This is a genomic window from Rhizobium sp. Pop5, assembly GCF_024721175.1.
Lineage (GTDB): Bacteria > Pseudomonadota > Alphaproteobacteria > Rhizobiales > Rhizobiaceae > Rhizobium.
Window position 1 is genome coordinate 34,581 of sequence record NZ_CP099399.1, and the last position, 20,980, is coordinate 55,560.

A 20,980-nucleotide genomic window follows, 5' to 3' on the forward strand; every position below is an offset into this window, starting at 1 on the left:
GCCAACCCTATCCGCGCGCCGCTATAGATGACAACAGCATTTGAGGAAGAGCAAAGCGTCGCCCACAGGACGTTGGAGGATTTATGCCCGATATCGATAAGAAGGACCGGCCGGTGACCTCTGTGACCGACCAGGAGGCGCTCGAATTTCACGCCATGGGCCGCCCCGGCAAGTTGGAAGTCGTCCCGACCAAGCCGATGGCGACGCAGCGCGACCTCTCGCTCGCCTATTCCCCGGGCGTCGCTGTCCCCGTGAAGGCGATCGCCGCCGATCCGCAGACCGCCTATGATTATACGGCCCGTGGCAACATGGTCGCCGTCATTTCCAACGGCACGGCAATCCTCGGCCTCGGCAATCTCGGCGCGCTTGCCTCCAAGCCGGTCATGGAAGGCAAGTCGGTGCTCTTCAAGCGCTTCGCCGATGTCGATTCCATTGACCTCGAGATCGACACCGAAAATGTCGATGAGTTCATCAACTGCGTGCGCTTCCTCGGCCCCTCCTTCGGCGGCATCAATCTTGAGGATATCAAGGCGCCTGATTGTTTCGTCATCGAAAGCCGGCTGCGTGAGCTGATGGATATTCCCGTCTTTCACGACGACCAGCACGGAACGGCGATCATTGCCGCCGCTGGCTTGATCAATGCGCTGGAGCTGACCGGCCGCGATCTGAAGACGACAAAGCTTGTCTGCAATGGCGCGGGGGCTGCAGCGATCGCCTGCGTCGAACTCATCAAGGCGATGGGTTTTGCGCCAGAGAATATCATTCTGTGCGATACCAAGGGCGTCATCTATCAGGGCCGCACCGAGGGCATGAACCAGTGGAAATCGGCGCATGCGGCCAAGACCGACACGCGTACGCTGGCAGAGGCGATGAAGGGTGCGGACGTCATTTTCGGCCTGTCGCAGAAGGGTGCGTTCTCAGCCGACATGATCCGCTCGATGGCGGACCGGCCGATCATTTTCGCCATGGCCAATCCCGATCCCGAGATCACGCCGGAAGAGGTGGCGCGCATTCGCGACGACGCCATCATGGCGACCGGCCGTTCCGACTATCCGAACCAGGTCAACAACGTCCTCGGCTTTCCCTATATCTTCCGCGGCGCGCTCGATGTCCGTGCCTCCACCATCAACGACGCGATGAAGATCGCCGCCGTCAAGGCGCTGGCAAATCTCGCCCGCGAGGACGTGCCCGATGACGTGGTCGCCGCCTACCAGGGCAACCGGCCGCGTTTCGGGGCGCAATACATCATTCCCGTTCCCTTCGATCCGCGACTGATCTCGGCGATCCCGGTTGCGGTCGCCGAGGCTGCGATCGAAAGCGGTGTGGCCCGCAAGGTCATCACCGACATGGCGGGTTATGCCCGCGAGCTTTCGGCGCGCCGCGATCCGATCGCCTCGACACTCGCCAGCCTCTACGAGCGCGTCCGCCGCCGCCCGAAGCGGATTGTCTTTGCCGAAGCCGAGGAAGAACAGGTCCTGCGCGCCGCGCTGTCTTATGCCAACCAGCAGCTCGGCACCGCCATCCTGCTCGGCCGCGAGGATCTGATCCGGGCGACAGCCGAACGCGCCGGGATCGATCTCAACCGGCCGGGACTGGAGATCGTCAATGCCCGTATCTCGACCCGCGTCGAGGCCTATATCGACTATCTCTATGCGAGGCTTCAGCGGCACGGCTATCTCCACCGCGATGCCCAACGCCTGATCCACAACGACCGCAACCACTTCGCCGCCACCATGGTGGCATTGGGCGACGCAGACGGCATGGTGACGGGCATCACCCGCAACTATTCCACTGCGCTCGAAGATGTGCGCCGCTGCATCGACGAGAAGCCCGGCCATCGGGTCATCGGCGTGTCGCTGGCGCTCTGCCGCGGCCGCACGGTCTTCGTCGCCGATACGGCGGTGCATGACATGCCGACGGCCGAGCAGCTTGCCGATATCGCCGAGGAAGCCGCCGGTCTCGCGCGCCGCATGGGCTATCAGCCGCGCGTCGCCATGCTGGCTTATTCCACCTTCGGCCATCCCTCGGGCGAACGCTCCGAGCGAGTGCGCGAGGCGGTGAAGATCCTCGACAAGCGCCGCGTCGATTTCGAATATGATGGCGAGATGGCGGCCGATGTCGCGCTGAACCGCAAGGTGATGGAGCAGTATCCCTTCTGCCGCCTTTCCGGTCCCGCCAACGTACTCGTCATGCCGGCCTTCCACTCGGCCTCGATCTCGACCAAGATGCTGCAGGAACTCGGCGGCTCGACGGTGATCGGCCCGATCCTCGTCGGCCTTGACAAGGCCGTGCAGATCACCTCGATGGGCGCCAAGGACAGCGATATCGTCAATATGGCGGCGATTGCCGCCTACGGGGCGGGTTCGTAAAGGTCATCTGTCGCATATGAGATGGATTGCGTGCCCGGCTGACAGTGCGTCCGCCGGGCATATTTTTTCCGCAATTGAGATGTGCGCGGGGCAATTCGGTCCGGGAGATCTCCCGACCTCTCCAATCCCATCCACGTCTCGTGTGGCACGTCCCATCGCCCCGTTGCAGAGAGAGGGTGAGGGTAGCCATCGGAGCTGCTTCGCCTGAAACGGTCTAGCTCGCAAAGCGGCCGGCGTCAGCGCCGTAGTAATTCAAGTAGCGGTCCGAAATGCTGGAGATCGGCAGCACGATCAGCACGTCGGTCGTGTTGAAGGCGTGATCGACGACAGCGCTGGAACCGACCATTGCGCCGAGGCGCAGATAACCCTTGATGAGCGGCGGCAGGGCCATCAGCGCCCGCTTCGGGTTGACGGCTTCGACCGGCATCAGGTCCATATTGCGGGCGAGATGCGGCAGGGCTCCGACAGCCCATTCGTCCTTCGCCAGCACGGTGTGGTAAAGGAAGGACAGCGCCAGCGCATGGCTTTCGAGATAGACGCCGGGGAAGGACGCGCAACCGAACATGGCGCTGACGCCGTGCTTCAGCGCATAGGCCCAGTTCCCCTGCCACAGAAGCTCGACCGTGCGCTTGGTGCGGTATTCCGGCAGAACGCAGGAACGGCCGAGTTCCATGAAACGCTTTTCTGGATGCTTGGCGAGAAGGCTCTCGATTTCGAATTCGGAAGCCGAGTAAAAACCGCCATTGGCGATGGCGACATCCTGACGCAGCAGCCGGTAAGTGCCGACGATCTGGTCTTCCGGATCGCCCTCGATCGTGCGGTCGAGAACCAGAAGATGGTCGCAGAAAGCATCATATGCATCGACGTCGCGTTCGCGGCGCATGGCTTCCGGCGGCAGCTGCGCCTTCATTTCATTGACGAAAACGCGGTAGCGCACGGCCTGGGCGGCATCGATCTCGCGCGCGGTGCGGGCGAGGCGGGTTTCCAGATTGCCGATGCGGCCGAGAATATCGCCGTCCTTCTGCACAGCAGCCGTCTGGGGGCGTGCAGCCTCCGCGGTGGTGTCATGATTCAGGATGTCGATGGAGGACATGGCGATTCTCCCGTTGCCGGCTTATCGACGCCATAAAACACTTCTATACGACAGGAAAGTGACATAATGCATTTCACAACGCAAGAAGCGTGCCGGTTCCCGCGGCGCCTTACCGGGCCTTTGCCCGACGGGCGGAAAGTGCAGCCACCGCCTGAACTTCGGTCAACAGCCGCACCGGGTCCATCGGCTTGATCATGACGCGGTTGGCGCCGTTAAGCAGCACTTGGCGCCGCGATTCGTCGCTCTTGTCAGCCGTCAGAACGATCACCGGCACTGGCGCAAGATCGAGCCGTCTTTCGTGACCGCGCAGGCGTCCCAGCATGTCGATGCCGTTGCCTCCAGGCATCGAGAGATCGCTGATGATGATATCAGGCCGAGCGTTCGGCTCGCAGAGCGCGCAATCGAGCAGCGTCTCGAAATCCTCGACATGGCGCACCTTGTGCCCGCCCTTTTCCAGGATGACGCGCACCAGCATGGCATTGATCGGATCGTCCTCGCCGAGCAGGATGCTGAGCCCGCTCGCCGCGACGATCGGCTCCGCCATCGAAAGCGCGAAGCCCGGCTGGTTGTCGTTCAGCGCATCGCGCTTCTCCATGCCGCGCATGCGCCCGCGCAGCACGTCGATCAGCGACTGTTCGCGCAGCGGCCGGATAAGCCAGGCGTCGAAAAGGTCGAGCGGATGAGCGCTGCGCTCCTCCGGATTGACGAGGAGAACCTTGCGCAGGCCGAGTGCTGCAATTTCGGCGCGGTCGGCCAGATGCGCGGAAAATTCCGCCGACATGCGATGGTCGACGATGATATCGGTTGGCCGCCGTCCGCCGTCGGCCATGCCGAGCAGTGTGGTGCGCGCGCTCTCACCGTCACCGACGAGATGGCAGAGGCCGCCAAGCGCGGTGATCGTCTCGGCGATGGCCGTACGCGCGGCCCCCGCTGGCGCCAACAGCACGACGCTGTTGCCGGCAAGCAGCGTATTTCGCCGGTCGGGCCGCTCGCTGCCGATCTCGACAGGGAAGCGGATCGCAAATTCGCTGCCTTTGCCCTTTTCGCTGGCAACGGTCAGCGCGCCGCCGAATTCGCGCATGATGCGCGCGGAAATAGCCAAGCCGAGGCCTGTGCCGCTGCTTTTGTCGGCAACGGTTCCACCCTGCTCGAATTCGCCGAAGACCCGCGCCTGTTCTTCCGCCGTCATGCCGGGACCGGTATCCGTCACCGTGATCAGCAAATCGCTGGTCTTGAGTGCCACACGGATGAAGACGCCGCCGGCCTGGGTGAATTTCACGGCATTGCCGATGACGTTGAAGAGCACCTGGCGCAGCCGCGCAGGGTCGAAGCTCATATTCTCCGGCACGTCGGATGACACCGTGGCGCCGATCTCGATACCCTTTTCATGCGCGCGGTGGGCGAGCATCTCGACGACGCTTTCCAGAAGCTTGCGTAGCGATTCCGAGCGCGGATGCAGCTCGAAGCGGCCGACCTCGATGGTGGAGAAATCGAGCAGATCCTCGACGAGCTGCGTCAGCGCGTGGCCGGACTGGCGGATGTTGGTGAGATAGTTCTGCTGCTCTTGCGTCAGCCGCGTTTCCGCAAGCAGATGCGTCATGCCGAGAATGCCGGAAAGCGGCGTGCGCACCTCGTGGCTCACGGTGGCAAGCAGTCTGGATTTGGCAGCACTGTTATATTCGGCCTTCTGCCGAGCGTCTTCGCGGGCCTGCGCAAGGAGCCGCTCATCGGTCACGTCACGGGCAACGCTCTGCAGCAGCAGGCGGCCGTTTGACGGATCGCGAGTGACAACATCGCGCCAGAGGAAGATGCGCTGGCCTTCCGGCGTCGAAATCTCGACGTCGTAGCAGTGCGGCACCGGGCCGGGGCGAAAGGCAAGCCCGATCTCCTCGCAGGTGCGGCCTTCGGGATTTGGCCGCCCGGTGAGGCGTCGAAACGTGTCGTTGGCGCTGATGATGCGCCGGTCCATGGTGCGGCCGACGGTGATATCGCCGAGGACGTCGTGCACATCAGCAAACAGTTTTGCGCCGTCGTTCCCGTCCGGCATTGGTTTGCCGGCGCGCTGCCCGGGTCTGCGTCTGCGAACCATGAGGACGGCGTAACTGGCGATGACGGCAAGGCCAAGAACGACAAGGCCGCCCGACAGGAGCAGCGGATCGCCGGCATGGGCAAGCAGCGTCAGGATCGTTGCGACAAGAAGGCCGGCCCCACCAAGCCAATAGACCAGCAAGACCCTCGTGGCCGCGGGCTTCCTTGTGTCGTCATCTGCTTCCTGACGTGGCGATGCGCCCGGTCGCGAAGGAGAAGCCTCCACCCGCATCTCATGCGGCTTGGTGGCGGCTCCACCGAAAGCGGCGGACAATCTTTCCTGCAACTGTCCCAGGTTGTGCATGGTATCTTGCTAACATGACGCCCGTTCCGAATGCCTTCAGGAATTCGATAAGATTTTAGCGGCCGGCCTTTTTCGGCAGCAGCAGCTCATCGAGGATGACGCAGCCCGCCCCGATGGTGATGAAGCTGTCGGCGAGGTTGAAGACGGCGAAGGACCAGCTTTCGGTGTGGAACAGGATGTAATCGATCACATGGCCATAGGCGAAGCGGTCGACGAGATTGCCGATCGCGCCTGCGATGATCAACGCATAACCGAGATGGGCGAGCCAGCGGTCTTTCGCCGTGCGGTACCATAACCAGACGACGAAGGCGACAATGACGAGCCGCATGCCGACGATGAACCAGCCGTCCATGCCCGACAGCATCGAGAAGGCGACGCCGAGATTGTAAGTGCGGTAGAGCGCCAGCATCGGAATGACCGGAACGGCTTCCTGCAGCGGCAGGTAGTGATCGACGGCGATCTTGACGGCCTGGTCGATGAGAACGGCGACGACGATGAAGAAGAGGATCGGCGCCGGGCGCGAGAAGAGCGCGGGGCGTGCGTGCGTCTGTTCGGTCATTTGCCCTCGGCAAGTGAGAGGAGATGGCGGCGCGCCTCGAAAAGCATGACGGCTGTGGCAACGGCGAGGTTCAGGGAATCGGCGCGGCCCTGCTGCGGAATGCGAGCAAGCGCGTCGGCCTCCCTGGCAAGCTGGTCCGGCAGGCCGGATTGTTCATTGCCCATCAGCAATACGACCGGCTTTTTCCGGTAGTCGATCGTGCGGTAGTCGACCGCGCCGGCAAGATGCGTCGCGACGACGGAAACGCCGGCAGATTTCCGCCAGGCGATGAATTCCTCCGGTGTCGCGCGCGCGACCGGAACGGCGAAAACCGAGCCCATGGTAGCGCGCACCGTTTCGAGCGAGAAGGGGTCGGTCGCCTCTCCAACCAGGATGACGCCGGATGCGCCTGCCGCATCCGCTGTGCGGATGATGGTGCCGAGATTGCCGGGGTCACGCACGCGGTCGAGCGCCACCCATGTCTCGCCGTCCCTCGGGCGGATATCCCTGAGCGGCTTCCAGCGCTGCTCAAAGATGCCGACGACCATTTGCGGATTGTCGCGGCGGGTGATCGAGCCGATCACCTTTTCGCTGACTTCGAGCACAAGACCGCCCGCAGCGACGGTCTTCGCCGCCATCTGCTCGACCAGCGGCTTGCCCTTGGCGGCCTTGGCATAGACCAGCGTGCGGATCGTCCAGCCGAGTTCGATCGCGTCGATGACGAGCTTCAGCCCTTCGGCGAGGAAAGTGCCGCTTTCCTCCCGCGACTTCTTGTTCGTCAGTGCCTTGATGTCCTTGATGATCGGATTGGCGAGCGAGGTGACTTCCTTCACCTGCCCGACCCTGCGCGGTCCCTGATCGTGGAAGTCCTTGCTCATTTCGGCACCCAGCGGGAAAAAGAGAGGTGGAAAGCGCGCGGCCCTGCGTCTTGCCGTCGGTGCCCGCTTCGCGGATCACCAGTTCGCCGGATTCGACCACACCGCCGGCGCCGCGCATCGTCTCGCGCATCAGCTCGTGGATCGAATAGAAGCTGGCGCGGATCGAATAGGCGGTCAGCACGAGGCCGGCCGCCTTTGGTGACAGGATCTCGCGGCAGATGTCGAGCATCAACGGCAGATGCTCGAAGAGATGCCAGACTTCGCCATTGGGGCCGCGGCCAAATTTCGGCGGATCGGTGAGAATGATGTCGTACTGGCTGCCGCGGCGCTCCTCGCGCAGGATAAATTTCATCGCATCCTCGCAGATCCAGCGGATCGGCAGCTTCTCCATGCGGCCGAGCGCCTGGTTTTCGCGTGCCCAGCCGATCGCCTTCTTCGACGCATCGACATGTGTGACCTCGGCGCCCGCTGCGGCCGCGACCAGCGAGGCGACGCCGGTGTAACCGAAGAGGTTCAGCACTTTCAGCGGCCGGCCCGCCTTTTCGACCTGCTCCTTCATCCAGCTCCAGTGCACGATCTGCTCGGGAAACACACCGACGTGACGGAAAGAGGTGAAGCGGCCGAGGAAATCGACGCCGAGCAGGTTGAGCGGCCAGGTCTCGCCGAGCGCCTCTTTCGGGAAGCGCCAGCGGCCGGTGCCTTCCTCGTCCGTATCGCCGGTGAAGACGGCGTCGACCCTTTCCCAGACGTGGGCGGGCATCGACGGCTGCCACAGCGCCTGGCCCTCCGGGCGGATGATGCGATAGGGGCCGTATTGCTCCAGCTTTTGGCCGTTGCCGCTGTCGATGAGATGGAAGTCGCCAGCCCCGAGCGACTCAAGAATAACGGGCACCCGCTCAGCCGGCCGCTCGCCGCTGCGCGCCATCAAAGGGCGCGCGGGGGCGGCCGGTGCAGTGGTCTCGCGTTCAGTCTCGCGTGCGGCCGCGGGCCGCGCAGCCGGCTTTGGTGGCCGGCCCGCCCGATCGTCCCTGCGGCTTTCACCGGAGGGAGCTGATGTCTTCTTCTGGCCCGGCCGGCGTTCTCTTTGTTTCAACGTGCTCTTCCGCGTCTCTGTCGGATGTCTTTATGAGTTTGCGACCTCTAGCCCAGAAGACCGTGCGGGATCAACTGCGCGGCCTACCTTCCGCCCCGCAGGAGGTCAGGTTCTCCCGGCGTGACGTTTATTTCAAGCCCTCGGCGTTTCGGGTGCGAAGCCAGCTTTCCGCCGCATAGAGGGCTGCGACATGCATCGACTGCATGATGACGGCGCCTGAGCGCAGGTCGGCTAAGATATCGGCCAGATCCGCAAACAGCAGCTCGATGTTCTCAGCGGGGTCGAAACATGGCTCCCCGGCCCTGCTCAGGCCGAGCGCCAGCCAGCTCGTCACGATATTGCTGTGGCTTGATGCATTCGGATAGGAGGCGAGCAGCTTGACGAAGGTCGAGGCTTCGTAGCCGGTCTCCTCCCTGAGTTCACGCCGCGCCGCCGCCATCGCCGCATCGCCGGCTTCGATGTCGCCGGGTTCGACGCCGCCTGCGACGAGACCGAGTACGATCTCGCCGCAGCCGTGCCGGTATTCCCGGATCAGCAGCACACGCCCGTCGGGCATGACAGGGATGACGTTGATCCAATCGGGATAGTCGAGCACATGGAACGGCGCGACGATGGTCCCATCGGCGGTGAGGCAATCGTCGCTCCTCAGCCGTATCCAACGATCCTCGTAAGTGATGCGGCTTGCCGTCACGCTCCAGGGCTTCAACTCGTCATTCATCGGTTTTCCTCGCGCCCGGTCGAGCCCGGCAGATAACATTCCCCTCCGCCTTGGCAAAGCGCTTTCCCGCTGGGATAAGAGAGGCGAATCGGAAATGGGGCTGTCGAATGGATTTCACCGGCGAAGAACGCATCGCCGCGCCGCGGGATGTCGTCTGGGCGGCGCTCAACGATCCCGAGGTCATGCGCGGCTGCATTCCGGGCTGCCAAAATATCGAGCGCCTGTCGCCTGATACTTTCGAGGCGACGATCAAGGTCAAATTCAGCCTGCTGTCCGCCACCTTTCACGGACTTCTGACGCTTTCCAATGTCGATGCGCCGAAGAGCTATACGCTGTCGGCCGAAGGCAAGGGCGGTATTGCGGGCTTCGCCAGGGGCAGCGCCGATGTCGTGCTCGAGGAAAGAGGCGCGGAGACAGTCCTGCATTATCGGTCGAAAGCCGAACTTGGCGGTAAACTCGCCCAGCTTGGCGCCCGCCTGCTCGATTCGACCTCGCAGAAGCTCGCCGAGGGTTTCTTTTCCGATTTCAATGCGGCCGTCGTCGCGAAGATGGCGGCCGGTTGATCTCTTCCGGTGGCGGCTTGCGGGGCTTGGCGAGGGCAGGGGCTTGCGTTAAGTCGGAATCATGACGTGGATCATCAGGCCGCCACAGGCGGAAGACCAGGAAACGCTCACGGAGATCTATCTTTCCGTGCGCCGGGAAACATTCGTCTGGGTCGATCCCGGCAAATTCCATCGCGAGGATTTCGCCGCCCATACCAATGGCGAGACGATCTTCGTCTGCGAGCATGCGGATGGAAGCGTGGCGGGCTTCCTGTCGCTCTGGCCGGCGGATGATTTCGTTCACATGCTGTATATCCGCCCGGAATTCCAGGGCCACGGCGCCGGGACGGCGCTTCTGCAGGCCCTGCCCGAATGGCCGCGGCACAGTTACCGGCTGAAATGCCTGGTCAAGAACCGGCGTGCGAAGGCGTTCTACCTCTCTCACGGTTTCAACGTGACCGGCAACGGCGCGTCGCCGGAAGGCGACTATGAGGAACTGAGTTTCTCCCCGGCCTGACGGGCCGCAGAATATCCGGCCGCTTAGCGCGACGGCAGCTGCCCGGCGATCTCTTCGGCGCGGCTCTTGTGGCGATCGGCCTCGCCCTGCCAGCGGATGGCTTCCTTAGCCTCGGTGCGGGCGCGCTTGCGGTGTTTGCCCTGGCTGAACCATGTGGCAGCCGAGCCGATCAGCATGCCTGTTATCAGCGCGATGAATAGGAAGACGAAGAAGGGCGCGGAAACCGCAAGCACCTGATCCTCAGGCCGGAACGGATTGAAGGCGAGCGTGACGTTCTGCCGGTTGGCGACGCAAAAGACGATGAGAATGACGCCGAGCGGCAACAGAATCAACAGGTTGACGATCTTCTTAGCCATTTCAAGGTCTCCACGCGGCAGATTGCGCCGGTCTTTATTGAGCGGCGCGTTTCATGCTTGGCAGAATAGGAAAACGGCCCTCGAGTTCAAGTGCGGTTTCGCCGCAGGCAGCTTGCGCCCCTCAATCCTCTTCGTCGGCCTGGCCGGGATTGAGCCGCTCGCGCAGCTCCTTGCCTGTCTTGAAGAAGGGGACCCATTTCTCCTCGACGAAGACGGTATCGCCGGTTCGCGGGTTGCGGCCGGAGCGAGACGGACGGTTCTTCACCGAAAACGCGCCGAAGCCGCGCAATTCGACGCGGTTTCCCGCAGCCAGTGCATCCGTGATCTCGTCGAGAACCGCGTTGACGATATTCTCGACGTCGCGATGATAGAGATGCGGGTTGCGTGCCGCAACAATCTGCACCAATTCGGACTTGATCACAGTCGCCCCCTTAAATTATTGATTTCTTATCAATCGCGGCCAACCTGCCAAACTGAAAGCAGCCCGTCAAGAAGCAACTTTGGGGGCAGGATTCCATTGATATCCTGGCCTTTGACGAGATCATCATAACCGAAGATCGTAATCAGCCGCGAAACAGCCCCAGCGAGCAGGAAAGGCGTATTGCTCTTCCTGTCCCAGTCCACCATCGGCAATTCGCTATCGATGCCGCGCGATTTCAGATAGGCGCGGATTTCCGCTTCGCCGCCGATCGTATCGACGAGCTTCACCTTCAACGCCTGCCGGCCGGTATAGATCGTGCCGTCGGCGAGTTTGAGCACTTCCTCGCGCGGCAGCTTGCGCCGGTCGGCGACGAGGTCGACGAACCAGTTGTAGCTGTCGACCACCATGTTGCGGATCATTGCCTTGGCTTCCTCGCTCGCCTCATGGAAGGGCGAGGGCTCGGCCTTCAGCGGCGAGGATTTGATCTCCTGCAGAGATACGCCGATCTTGTCGAGCAATGGCTGGATTTGCGGATACTGGAAAATGACGCCGATCGAGCCGGTGATCGAACTGTCGCCAGCGATGATCGTATCGCCGGCGGTGGCGATCATGTAGCCGGCGGAGGCGGCAAGCGTGCGCACGTCGGAGACGACGGGCTTCTTGGCCGCAATCGCCCGGATCGCCTTGAAGATTTTTTCGCCGCCATAGGTCGTACCGCCGGGCGAGGAGATCGAAATCACCACAGCCTTCACCTGCTTGTCGGTCTCGATCTTTTTCAGCCGCTCCAGAAGCTCGTCGTCGTCGACAATCAGCCCCGATATCGTCACATGGGCGACATGCGGGCGCGCGGTGCCGGCGTCGCCGAAAGTGAAGGCATAGAAGGAGAAACCGAGTGCCACGATGAGCGCCACTGCGGCGAGGCGCCAGAAGCCGAGCTTGCGGCGCAGCCGCCGGCGATCCGCGATCATCGAACTGTCCATAAAAACCTCCAGCGCGGGCTTCGGTTCGGCAAGCCGCCGAGGAACCCCTGTAAAAATAGGGTGGCAGCTGCGCGTACGAATGCCACTTTTTGATGTTTTTCCGTTTTGTTGCTTGTTGCAGAAAAAATTCCATATTGGCAAGCCAATGTAATAATGCGAAACGAACTGTGATTGGCGGCCGGCTTTGTTATGAAGGCGCGGCGATCACCGCACACGGACGAGGCCTATGCTCGATACCCTGAAGAACAACGGAAATGCCGCTTTTGCGGGGTCCGGCAAGACCCCCTATGGCGATGCGTTGTTCCATTCCGCCCGCGTGCGGCGGCTGAAGATTCTGCTGCCGGCGGCCGCCCTCGCCATCTCGGCAATCTTTATCGCCGTGTCGGTGATCCGCACCTATCTGCCTGAAAACATCAAGATCGAAGGCGCCAAGATCGAGAACGGCAAGGTCGTGATGGAAAAGCCGGCGATCTCGGGACGCAATTCCGACGGCATCAACTATTCCATGCTTGCCGAAAGGGCGCTGCAGGATATCCGCAATCCCGATCTCATCACGCTCGAGACCATCAAGGCCGCCGTGCCGATGAATGACGGCCTGATCGCCCGTGTCGTCGCCTCGACCGCCGACTACAACCGCGCCACCGACAATCTGCATATGACGACCCCTTTCACACTGGTGCTGAGCAGCGGCCTGAACGCGAATTTCCAGTCCGCCCAGCTCGACATCAAGGGCGGAAACATGCGGAGCGACGACCCCGTCACCATCACCAAGGACAACGCCTCCATTGTTGCGCAGACGCTTCAGATAACAGATAAGGGGCGCGTGATCACATTCGAGGGGAATGTTCGCATGAATGTCGATCCATCCACCATCCATAAACAGGGCACTTAACCAGCCGGGTCATCCATGACAAAAGATTGTCGCATTTCCACTTGCAAGACTGGCGTTGCATTCATTGCCGGCGCATTTGCCCTTATTCTGACGGCCTCGAGCGCGGGTGCGCAGTCGACCACGATGTCGGGCATGAAGCTTTCCAACGACCAGCCGATCCAGATCGAAAGCGACAAGCTTGAGATCCACGATCAGGAGCACACCGCCCTCTTCACCGGCAACGTCAAGGTCGTCCAGGGCACGACGACGATGCAGTCCGGCAAGATGACCGTCTATTACAAGGACAAGGCGGCGAAGGCCGCCTCAGGTGCCGCGGCACAACCTGAGGCAAAGCCGCAGCAGTCGGGTTCGCTTGCATCGGGAAGTGCTGATATAGACAAGATCCTGGTGACGGATAAGGTCTACCTGGTTTCGGGCACGCAGACGGCGACCGCCGACGACGGCAATTTCGACATGGCCTCACAGACGTTCATCCTCACGGCGGACGACGGGAACAAGGTTATCCTGTCGGATGGGCCCAACGTCTTTACCGGCTGCAAACTGACCGTTCACATGCAAACCGGCCAGGCGGAGCTTGAAAGCTGCGGTGGTCGTGTCCAGATTCAGCTCGATCCGAAATCGCAGCCGAATACGCAGCAGAAGCAGAACTGAGAAGCCGGCCTCCCACGTGAAATTATCATCGCTATCCACCGTGTTCGGCAAGCCTGAGCCGCAAGCTGCGGGCGCCGCCGACAAGAGTCGCTATCAGGGAACGCTGATCGCACGTGGTCTCACGAAGACCTATGCGACGCGCCGCGTCGTCAACGGCGTCTCGCTGGTGGTGCGCCGCGGCGAGGCCGTCGGGCTGCTCGGCCCGAACGGCGCCGGCAAGACGACCTGTTTTTACATGATCACCGGCCTTGTGCCGGTGGACGAAGGCACGATCGAGATCGACGGAAACGATGTCACGACCATGCCGATGTATCGCCGCTCGCGCCTCGGCGTCGGTTATCTTCCCCAGGAAGCCTCGATCTTCCGGGGACTGACGGTTGAAGAAAATATTCGGGCCGTCCTCGAAGTGCATGTGAAGGACAAGGCCGAGCGAGAGCAGAAGCTGAACGAGCTTCTGGAGGAATTCCATATCCAGAAGCTGCGCAAGAGCGCTGCCGTCGCCCTTTCCGGTGGCGAGCGCCGCCGACTCGAGATCGCCCGCGCCCTTGCGACCGATCCGACCTTCATGCTGCTCGACGAGCCATTTGCCGGCGTCGACCCGATTTCGGTCGCCGACATCCAGAATCTCGTTCACCACCTGACGGCGCGCGGCATCGGCGTTCTCATCACCGATCACAATGTGCGCGAGACGCTCGGGCTCATCGACCGCGCCTACATCATCCATGCCGGCGAGGTGCTGACCCACGGCCGGGCCAATGATATCGTCAACAATCCTGAAGTGCGCCGGCTCTATCTCGGCGACAATTTCAGTCTCTGACGCCAGATCCGGATGATATCAGGTCGGATCGGCCAAAATCTGAACCTGTATCTAAATCGGAGAATGAGAGCATGATGCCGCCCGAAAACGGCTCACATTTTGTCGGCATCATGCGCTGGGCGCAGAAATTCACCTTGTGGCATAGTTCCACTTGACCAAATCCAATAAAAAAGCAATTTTTGGGCCAAGTTGGATTTCCGTGGCCTGAAGCGTTGATCGGACGCGGTTTCCCAAGGAATCGTGGGGAGTTTCGCGTCCGTTATGGCACTGTCCGCCAATCTTTTCCTGCGCCAGAACCAGTCCCTGGTGATGACACCGCAACTGATGCAATCCATCCAGTTGCTGCAGATGACGCATTTCGAACTCACCCAGTTTATCGCACAGGAAGTTGAGAAGAACCCGCTGCTCGAATTTCCGTCGAATGACGGGGAGGCGGGCAATGAGCGCGGCGAAGGCGAGGATGGAGAATATGGCCATCAGCAGGAGGAGGCCGCATCGGACGACGGCTACGACAGCCGCACCGAGGCTCTCTCCAGCGACTGGTACGACAATGGCGGCAGCGCCAGTGCGAGCCGGTTGAGCGACGAACTCGACGCCAATTATACCAATGTCTTTCCCGATGACAGCGCGCCGCAGCGCCTCGATGCGCCCGAACTTGTCAGCCAGTGGAAATCGATGCCGGGCAGCGGCGAGGCCGCCGATTACGATCTTGATGATTTCGTCGCCGGCCAGGTGTCGCTGCGCGATCATCTCGTCCAGCAGATTCCCTTCGTCCTGCCTGATATGGCCGACCGGCTGATTGCACAGAACTTCGTCGATCAGCTTGATGATTGCGGTTATCTGCAGACCGATATCGTCGAGACCGGCGAGAGGCTGGGCACGAGTCCTGCACAGGCCGAGCGTGTGCTCGCCGCCCTTCAGACGCTCGATCCGCCGGGGGTTTTCGCCCGCAGCCTCGCCGAATGCCTGGCAATCCAGCTCAAGCAGAAGGATCGTTATGACCCCGCCATGCAGGCGCTGGTCGAAAATCTCGAACTCCTGGCGCGGCGCGATTTCGCGACGCTGAAGCGTCTCTGCGGCGTCGACGAGGAAGACCTCCTCGACATGCTTGCCGAGATCCGCCAACTCAATCCGAAACCCGGCAGCGGTTTCGAGACGAGCCTCTCCGAAGCGATCATGCCCGACGTCGTCGTCAGGCCCTCCTCGGATGGCGGCTGGCTGGTCGAGCTCAATCCGGATACGCTGCCGCGCGTGCTGGTCAACCAGTCCTATTTTTCCCGCGTGACCAGGAATGGAGAGGATCACGCCTTCCTTTCCGAGTGCCTGCAGAGCGCCAATTGGCTGACGCGCAGTCTCGACCAGCGGGCAAAGACCATCATGAAGGTGGCAAGCGAGATCGTCCGCCAGCAGGACGCTTTCCTGCTGCACGGCGTCGATCAACTGCGCCCGCTGAACCTGAAGACGGTCGCCGAGGCGATCAAGATGCATGAATCCACAGTCAGCCGTGTCACTTCGAACAAATACATGCTGACGCCGCGCGGGCTCTTCGAGCTCAAATATTTCTTCACCGTCTCGATCAGCGCCGTCGAGGGCGGCGACAGCCATTCGGCGGAGGCCGTGCGGCACAAGATCCGGACATTGATCATGCAGGAGAGCCCGGACGCAGTGCTGTCGGACGACGATATTGTCGACATGCTGAAGAGGGGCGGCATCGATCTCGCCCGCCGCACGGTTGCCAAATACAGGGAGGCGATGAACATCGCTTCCTCGGTCCAGCGCCGCCGCGAGAAGCGGGCGCTTGCCAAGGTCTCCGGCTTCTGATGCGGCAATGCTTCGGCCTTGATCGAAGCATCCTCACGCAAATCCCGCTATCTCTCTGGTGATTTGAGACAACAGCGAAGTACAAACCATGGCGCCGCAAAATTCGAACCTTGCCAGAGAGCTCGCCCTGCTGCTGGCGCTGGCGACTCTCTGGGGTTCCTCCTACACCTTCATCAAGATCGGTGTTGAGACCATCTCGCCGGTGACTTTAATTGCGATACGCACGCTGATCGCCGGCGGTATTCTGGTTGCCGTCCTGCGCTACCGAAAAGTCCGGCTGCCGAGGGATCGCGAGACATGGCGGCGGTTCTTCCTTCAGGCCTGCCTGAACAGCGTCATTCCCTTCACCTTGATCGCCTGGGCCGAACAGTCGGTCGATGCCGGACTGGCGGTTATCCTCAACTCGGCAACGCCGATCTTCACCTTTCTGCTGACCGTGCTGATTACCCGTCATGAGCAGGTGACCTTACGAAAGCTCTTCGGCGTCCTGGCCGGCCTGGCCGGCATCTGTCTGGTTATTGGGGTCGAAGCGTTCGGTGGTCTCGGCGAAAGCCTGATGGCGCAGCTCGCCATCATCGCGGCGACCATTTGCTACGCAGGTGCCGCGATTTTCGGCAAGAACTTCAGAGGGCTCGATCCTGCCGTGCCGGCCGCCGGCTCGTTGATATCAGGCGCCGTCATTCTCCTGCCGGCGAGCCTCGTGGTCGATCGGCCGTGGGAGCTCACTCCTTCGGCGGCATCGATCCTGGCGCTGCTTGCTCTTTCGGCCTTTTCGACGGCTCTGGCCTTTGCGATCTATTTCCGTCTCGTCCAGACGCTGGGATCGGTCGGAACGACCTCGCAGGCCTATCTCAGAGTGCCTATCGGTGTTGCGATCGGCATCGTCTTCCTCGGCGAAAGGCTGAGTTCGACGGCCTGGATCGGCCTTGCCTGCGTCATTGCGGGTGTCGCCGCCATGACAATGCCTGGCAAAGGCGAATACCGTGCGGCGCAAAGCGCGGGAAGTCGATGAGGTGAGACCTGCGCCGATTCTGTGGCCCTATTGACTTTTCGGTAACCTCTGGCTAGAAGCCCGCCGCAATCGAGGCCGCAAGCGGCATCTGGAGTTATCCCCATCATCCCAAGGGCGCCAAGGACCTGCAGGCTCACGCGATCTTGCCTGAGATTGCGCGAAGTGCTTGGATGAACCTGAGGCTTGGCGTAAACTGATACCCGCAAACGACCATAAGAAGGGAAACTCCATGAGTGTGCGTGTATCCGGGAAACATATGGAAATTGGTGAATCGTTCCGTCAAAAGATCGAGGACCAAATTGGTATGGCCATCACGAAATACTTCGACGGGGGGTATTCCGGCCAGGTGACCGTGGTAAAGGCGAGTTCCCGTTTCTCCGCAGATTGTAAGCTCCATCTCGACAGCGGCGTGGTGTTGCATGCGGCCGGCGAAGCGACCGATCCTCAGCTTGCTTTCGACGCTGCTTCCGAGCGCATCGAAAAGCGTCTGCGCCGCTACAAGCGCAAGCTGAAGGACCATCATGCCGGAAACCATCTGAACGGTTTTGCAGAAGTCGCCTACACGGTCATGGATTCGGTTCCTGATCATGAAGATGAAATTCCCGACGATTTCGCCCCGGCGATCGTCGCCGAAAGCACGAAGCAGCTGAAGACCATGTCGGTCGCCACCGCCGTGATGGCGCTCGACATGACCGACGAGCCGCTTCTCCTGTTCCGCAGCCCCGGCAAGGAACATCTGAACATCGTTTACCGTCGGCATGACGGAAATATTGGCTGGATCGATTCGGCCAATATCAAAGGCTGAGATCAGGCGTTGAGCGGCGGTGATTGTCGCCGCTCCTTCATCTGATCCCGGCGACAGAAGGAAAAAGAAATGGCATTGGCAGATTTGCTCCATCAGGATGCGATCATTCCCGCCCTCAGAGTAAATTCCAAGAAACAGTTGCTTCAGGAATTGGCAGCAAAAGCCTCCAAAATCACGGGGCTTTCCGAGCGGGAGATCTTTGACGTCATCCTGCAGCGCGAGCGCCTGGGCTCTACGGGCGTCGGCAACGGCATCGCCATTCCCCACGGCAAGCTGGTGAACATCCATTCGATCGTCGGCATCTTCGCCCGGCTGGATCAGCCGGTCGATTTCGAGGCGCTGGACGATCAGCCGGTCGATCTGGTGTTCCTGCTGCTCGCGCCCGAGGGCGCGGGTGCCGATCACCTCAAGGCTTTGTCGCGTATCGCTCGCGTCCTGCGCGATCATGATCTGGTTGCAAAATTACGCGCGACCGATTCCGCCTCGGCGATCTATGCTTTCCTGAACGAAGAGCAGACATCGAACGCCGCCTGACGCATATCGCACACGCGATTGTGATAACGACGTAAAAATGAAATCTTAGCTCGATCCCCAAATGCGAAAGGCGCCTGGTCTCCCAGGCGCCTTTTTCACTACAAGTGGTTGAGCGGTCAGAACTCTTCCCAGTTATCCTGCGCCACGGCGCTCGAACCGCGCGATGCCGCAGCCGCACGGCGGGGAGCCGGTGCGGCAGCCCGATACGAGGGAGCCGCGACAACAGGCGTACGCATCTGCTGCGCAACCGAGGCGAGGGCCGCGGCGTTGCCGACGCCCGAGACCCTGAAGCGCGTGGCGAGCGCCTTCAGCGTCTGTGCCTCGTCGTTGAGGGCGACGCTCGCGGCAGTCGCTTCCTCCACCATCGCCGCGTTCTGCTGCGTCACCTGGTCCATCTGGTTCATGGCCTGGTTGATTTCCTTGAGGCCGACCGCCTGTTCGCTGGCGGAGGCCGAGATCTGCCGGATCAGGCCGTTGATGCCCATCACCTGTTCGGCGATCTTGTGCAGCGTGCCGCCGGCGCGCCCGACGAGATCGACGCCTTCCTTGACCTGGACGGCCGAGGTGTTGATCAGCGTCTTGATCTCCTTGGCGGCGTTGGCCGAACGCTGGGCGAGTTCCCGCACTTCCTGGGCGACGACGGCAAATCCCTTGCCGGCTTCGCCCGCGCGGGCGGCCTCGACACCGGCATTCAGCGCCAGCAGGTTCGTCTGGAAGGCGATTTCGTCGATGACGCCGATTATCCGCGAGACCTCCGTCGAGGACTGCTCGATCCCCTGCATCGAGGCGATCGCCTTCTGCACCACTTCGCCCGATCTCTCGGCATCCTGGCAGGCGAGATTGACGTTGTCGGCGGCAGTGCGCGCATTCTCGGCGCTGGAATCGACCTGTGCGGTGAGTTCGTTGAGCGCGGCCGCCGTCTCTTCCAAGCTTGCCGCCTGCTGTTCGGTGCGCTTGGCGAGGTCGGAAGCGCTGTTGCTGATCTCACCGGTGCCGGAGCCGATATTGGCGACGCTGAAGGTCATCGTGTTGATGGTCTCTTCGAGGCTGACGAGGGCGGCGTTGAAATCCTGCTTCAGCTTGCCGTATTCGCCAGGGAAGTCGTCAGTGATGCGATACCCCAGATTGCCTTGCGAGAGCTCGGAAAGCCCGGTGCCGACGATCGAGACGATACGGCGCTGCAGTGACACCGATTCCTGGCGTTCCAATTCCGAACGGCCGCGCTCGGCCTCGGCGGCCTGCCGTTGGTCGGCGGCCTCGCTTTCGAGGCGCATGCTGTCGGCGAGTTTGAAGCGGAAGCCTTCAAGCGCCTTGGCGACGGAGCCGATTTCGTCGGTACGATCCTGAGCGGCGACCGGTTCGGAATATTTACCGTCACTCAGCGTCTTGACGCTGGCGACGAGACCGCCAAGCGGCCGCTGTACGAACGAACGGACGGCGAAATAGAGCGCGAGCATGACGGCGCCAAGGACGATCAGGCCATTGATGATCATCAGATAGGTCTGGTCGCGCACCGGCGCGTTGATTGCCGTATGCGGCACGTCGACGAGCACGACCCAGGTGGCGTTGACGCCTGGAACGGCGAAGGGATAAACGACGCGGTCGAAGCGATCGAGGCCGTCATAGGTGAGGTTTTTGACGAGGCCGGACTGCTTGTTCGACAGCGCCGATTTGACGACCTCGGTGCCCTCGCCGTCATATTGCTTGGTCATCAGGTCGGGCTTCGGCGCGACGATCCAGTTGCCGGCCTGCGACAGCAGCGTGACACGGCCGGAGCCGAAGGGGTGCAGCGCCTGTAGCTTGTCGGTCAGCGACTTCAGCGAGATGTCGACACCGCCGATGCCGATCATTTTGCCGCCCGACATGACGGGATAGGAGATCGAGGTCAGCAGCGTCGGTACGTCGGTTCCCTGGGCCATGTAAGGCGTGGTGATTGCGCCTTTGCCGCTGTCGGCGGCGAGCTTCCACCATTCGGCGGTGTAATCGTTGTCGAACGTCGAATACTGGATGCCGCCGTCCTTGGTCTTCGACCAGTAGGGCGTGAAGGCGCCGTTCTTGTTGGTGCCTTCGTCATTGTTGTTGGCGATTTCAGTGGTCTTGCCGTCGAGCGCGCCGAGCTGCTCGCAGAACCAGCTGCCGAAGGCGAAGGCGTTCTGTTCGAGATTGGCCTTCAGCACGTTGATCATGCCCTTGCGATCGAGCGATTTGCCTTCATGGCCGCGGCCGATGACGCCTGACATGGTGCGCGCGGCACTGGCCAGTTCGCCGACATTGGCAGCGATTTCATTGGCGATCGATTTTGCTTCGAGATTGGCCTGATCCATCGTCAGCGTCTGGACGCGATCCCGGGTCTGGCCGATGAGGAAAAAGTTCGAAACGATCAGAACAAGCGCGATGGCGATGCCTGTGATGACGATGAGCTTCGCCGCAAGCGATTTCATACGAAAAATGAACATAGGGTCCTCGGGCAAGGATACGCCGAATGGGCATTCTTCGGCGCAGGAGCGAAGGCCTCGCTCCGTCATGGAGCAGCCGCGTGGATGACCGGATC

At 61.6% G+C, this 20,980-nt stretch carries 20 protein-coding genes and 1 pseudogene; 10 read left to right on the forward strand and 11 right to left on the reverse strand.

All coding sequences use genetic code 11. The features are described 5' to 3' along the window. The first annotated feature begins 83 nt into the window (after window positions 1-83). Window positions 84-2,369: an NADP-dependent malic enzyme gene (locus NE852_RS02345; RefSeq protein ID WP_008524557.1), complete on the forward strand. Its 2,286-nt coding sequence runs from the start codon at window positions 84-86 to the stop codon at window positions 2,367-2,369. Between the two features lie 214 nt (window positions 2,370-2,583). Here NE852_RS02345 and NE852_RS02350 read toward each other — a convergent pair whose 3' ends face one another. The 6 genes and pseudogenes from NE852_RS02350 to NE852_RS02375 form a co-directional block, all read right to left on the reverse strand. Further along, window positions 2,584-3,462, reverse strand: a complete 879-nt coding sequence (locus NE852_RS02350) for a GNAT family N-acetyltransferase (RefSeq protein WP_008524556.1) — start codon at window positions 3,460-3,462, stop codon at window positions 2,584-2,586. Window positions 3,463-3,571: 109 nt separating this feature from the next. Then, the gene (locus tag NE852_RS02355; RefSeq protein ID WP_037170892.1) at window positions 3,572-5,854 is read right to left on the reverse strand and encodes an ATP-binding protein; all 2,283 of its coding nucleotides are present in this window, start codon (window positions 5,852-5,854) and stop codon (window positions 3,572-3,574) included. A 55-nt stretch (window positions 5,855-5,909) separates the two neighbouring features. After that, window positions 5,910-6,413: a signal peptidase II gene (gene lspA, locus NE852_RS02360; protein ID WP_258156169.1), complete on the reverse strand. Its 504-nt coding sequence runs from the start codon at window positions 6,411-6,413 to the stop codon at window positions 5,910-5,912. Next, window positions 6,410-7,270: an RNA methyltransferase gene (locus NE852_RS02365; RefSeq protein WP_008524547.1), complete on the reverse strand. Its 861-nt coding sequence runs from the start codon at window positions 7,268-7,270 to the stop codon at window positions 6,410-6,412. The genes lspA and NE852_RS02365 overlap by 4 nt, the downstream gene beginning before the upstream one ends. Continuing rightward, a pseudogene (locus tag NE852_RS02370) lies at window positions 7,267-8,363 on the reverse strand (class I SAM-dependent methyltransferase). The gene NE852_RS02365 and the pseudogene NE852_RS02370 overlap by 4 nt, the downstream one beginning before the upstream one ends. A gap of 127 nt (window positions 8,364-8,490) precedes the next feature. Continuing rightward, a complete protein-coding gene (locus tag NE852_RS02375; protein WP_374991993.1) occupies window positions 8,491-9,120 on the reverse strand; it encodes an NUDIX hydrolase in 630 nt (209 codons plus the stop codon). A 68-nt stretch (window positions 9,121-9,188) separates the two neighbouring features. Between NE852_RS02375 and NE852_RS02380 the strand changes: the two genes are divergently transcribed. Both NE852_RS02380 and NE852_RS02385 read left to right on the forward strand, forming a co-directional pair. Next, window positions 9,189-9,644 (forward strand): carbon monoxide dehydrogenase subunit G, encoded by a 456-nt coding sequence (locus NE852_RS02380; protein ID WP_008524542.1) that lies wholly within the window; start codon window positions 9,189-9,191, stop codon window positions 9,642-9,644. A gap of 61 nt (window positions 9,645-9,705) precedes the next feature. Continuing rightward, a complete protein-coding gene (locus NE852_RS02385; RefSeq protein WP_008524539.1) occupies window positions 9,706-10,140 on the forward strand; it encodes a GNAT family N-acetyltransferase in 435 nt (144 codons plus the stop codon). 23 nt (window positions 10,141-10,163) lie between these two features. Here the strand turns inward: NE852_RS02385 and NE852_RS02390 are convergent, their stop codons facing one another. From NE852_RS02390 to sppA, 3 genes are all read right to left on the reverse strand, one after another. After that, complete coding sequence (locus NE852_RS02390; protein ID WP_008524537.1) at window positions 10,164-10,496, reverse strand: LapA family protein; 333 nt, start codon at window positions 10,494-10,496, stop codon at window positions 10,164-10,166. 121 nt (window positions 10,497-10,617) lie between these two features. Further along, window positions 10,618-10,917 (reverse strand): integration host factor subunit beta, encoded by a 300-nt coding sequence (locus NE852_RS02395; RefSeq protein ID WP_003544934.1) that lies wholly within the window; start codon window positions 10,915-10,917, stop codon window positions 10,618-10,620. 29 nt (window positions 10,918-10,946) lie between these two features. Further along, window positions 10,947-11,897, reverse strand: a complete 951-nt coding sequence (gene sppA / locus NE852_RS02400; RefSeq protein ID WP_008524526.1) for a signal peptide peptidase SppA — start codon at window positions 11,895-11,897, stop codon at window positions 10,947-10,949. 226 nt (window positions 11,898-12,123) lie between these two features. On the opposite strand from sppA, the gene lptC reads away from it, so the two are divergent. After that, the gene (gene lptC, locus NE852_RS02405; RefSeq protein WP_008524524.1) at window positions 12,124-12,789 is read left to right on the forward strand and encodes an LPS export ABC transporter periplasmic protein LptC; all 666 of its coding nucleotides are present in this window, start codon (window positions 12,124-12,126) and stop codon (window positions 12,787-12,789) included. Here the strand turns inward: lptC and NE852_RS02410 are convergent. Continuing rightward, a complete protein-coding gene (locus NE852_RS02410) occupies window positions 12,786-12,923 on the reverse strand; it encodes a hypothetical protein (protein WP_245270543.1) in 138 nt (45 codons plus the stop codon). The two genes, lptC and NE852_RS02410, sit on opposite strands and share 4 nt — an antisense overlap. Between NE852_RS02410 and NE852_RS02415 the strand changes: the two genes are divergently transcribed. The 6 genes from NE852_RS02415 to ptsN all read left to right on the forward strand — a co-directional run bounded on the left by NE852_RS02415 (window position 12,877) and on the right by ptsN (window position 18,429). Further along, window positions 12,877-13,440 carry an LptA/OstA family protein gene (locus tag NE852_RS02415; protein WP_258156721.1) on the forward strand — a complete coding sequence of 188 codons (564 nt, stop codon included), beginning with the start codon at window positions 12,877-12,879 and terminating at the stop codon, window positions 13,438-13,440. The genes NE852_RS02410 and NE852_RS02415 overlap by 47 nt on opposite strands. 40 nt (window positions 13,441-13,480) lie before the next feature. Further along, window positions 13,481-14,257: an LPS export ABC transporter ATP-binding protein gene (gene lptB / locus NE852_RS02420; RefSeq protein ID WP_008524521.1), complete on the forward strand. Its 777-nt coding sequence runs from the start codon at window positions 13,481-13,483 to the stop codon at window positions 14,255-14,257. A gap of 261 nt (window positions 14,258-14,518) precedes the next feature. Continuing rightward, window positions 14,519-16,078 (forward strand): RNA polymerase factor sigma-54, encoded by a 1,560-nt coding sequence (rpoN, locus tag NE852_RS02425; RefSeq protein WP_008524519.1) that lies wholly within the window; start codon window positions 14,519-14,521, stop codon window positions 16,076-16,078. An 88-nt stretch (window positions 16,079-16,166) separates the two neighbouring features. After that, window positions 16,167-17,090 carry a DMT family transporter gene (locus NE852_RS02430; protein WP_008524517.1) on the forward strand — a complete coding sequence of 308 codons (924 nt, stop codon included), beginning with the start codon at window positions 16,167-16,169 and terminating at the stop codon, window positions 17,088-17,090. Window positions 17,091-17,319: 229 nt separating this feature from the next. Beyond that, window positions 17,320-17,895 (forward strand): ribosome hibernation-promoting factor, HPF/YfiA family, encoded by a 576-nt coding sequence (gene hpf, locus NE852_RS02435; protein ID WP_008524516.1) that lies wholly within the window; start codon window positions 17,320-17,322, stop codon window positions 17,893-17,895. A gap of 69 nt (window positions 17,896-17,964) precedes the next feature. After that, window positions 17,965-18,429, forward strand: a complete 465-nt coding sequence (gene ptsN / locus NE852_RS02440; protein WP_008524514.1) for a PTS IIA-like nitrogen regulatory protein PtsN — start codon at window positions 17,965-17,967, stop codon at window positions 18,427-18,429. A 116-nt stretch (window positions 18,430-18,545) separates the two neighbouring features. Here the strand turns inward: ptsN and NE852_RS02445 are convergent, their stop codons facing one another. Beyond that, window positions 18,546-20,885, reverse strand: a complete 2,340-nt coding sequence (locus tag NE852_RS02445; protein ID WP_258156170.1) for a methyl-accepting chemotaxis protein — start codon at window positions 20,883-20,885, stop codon at window positions 18,546-18,548. Window positions 20,886-20,980 lie beyond the last annotated feature (95 nt).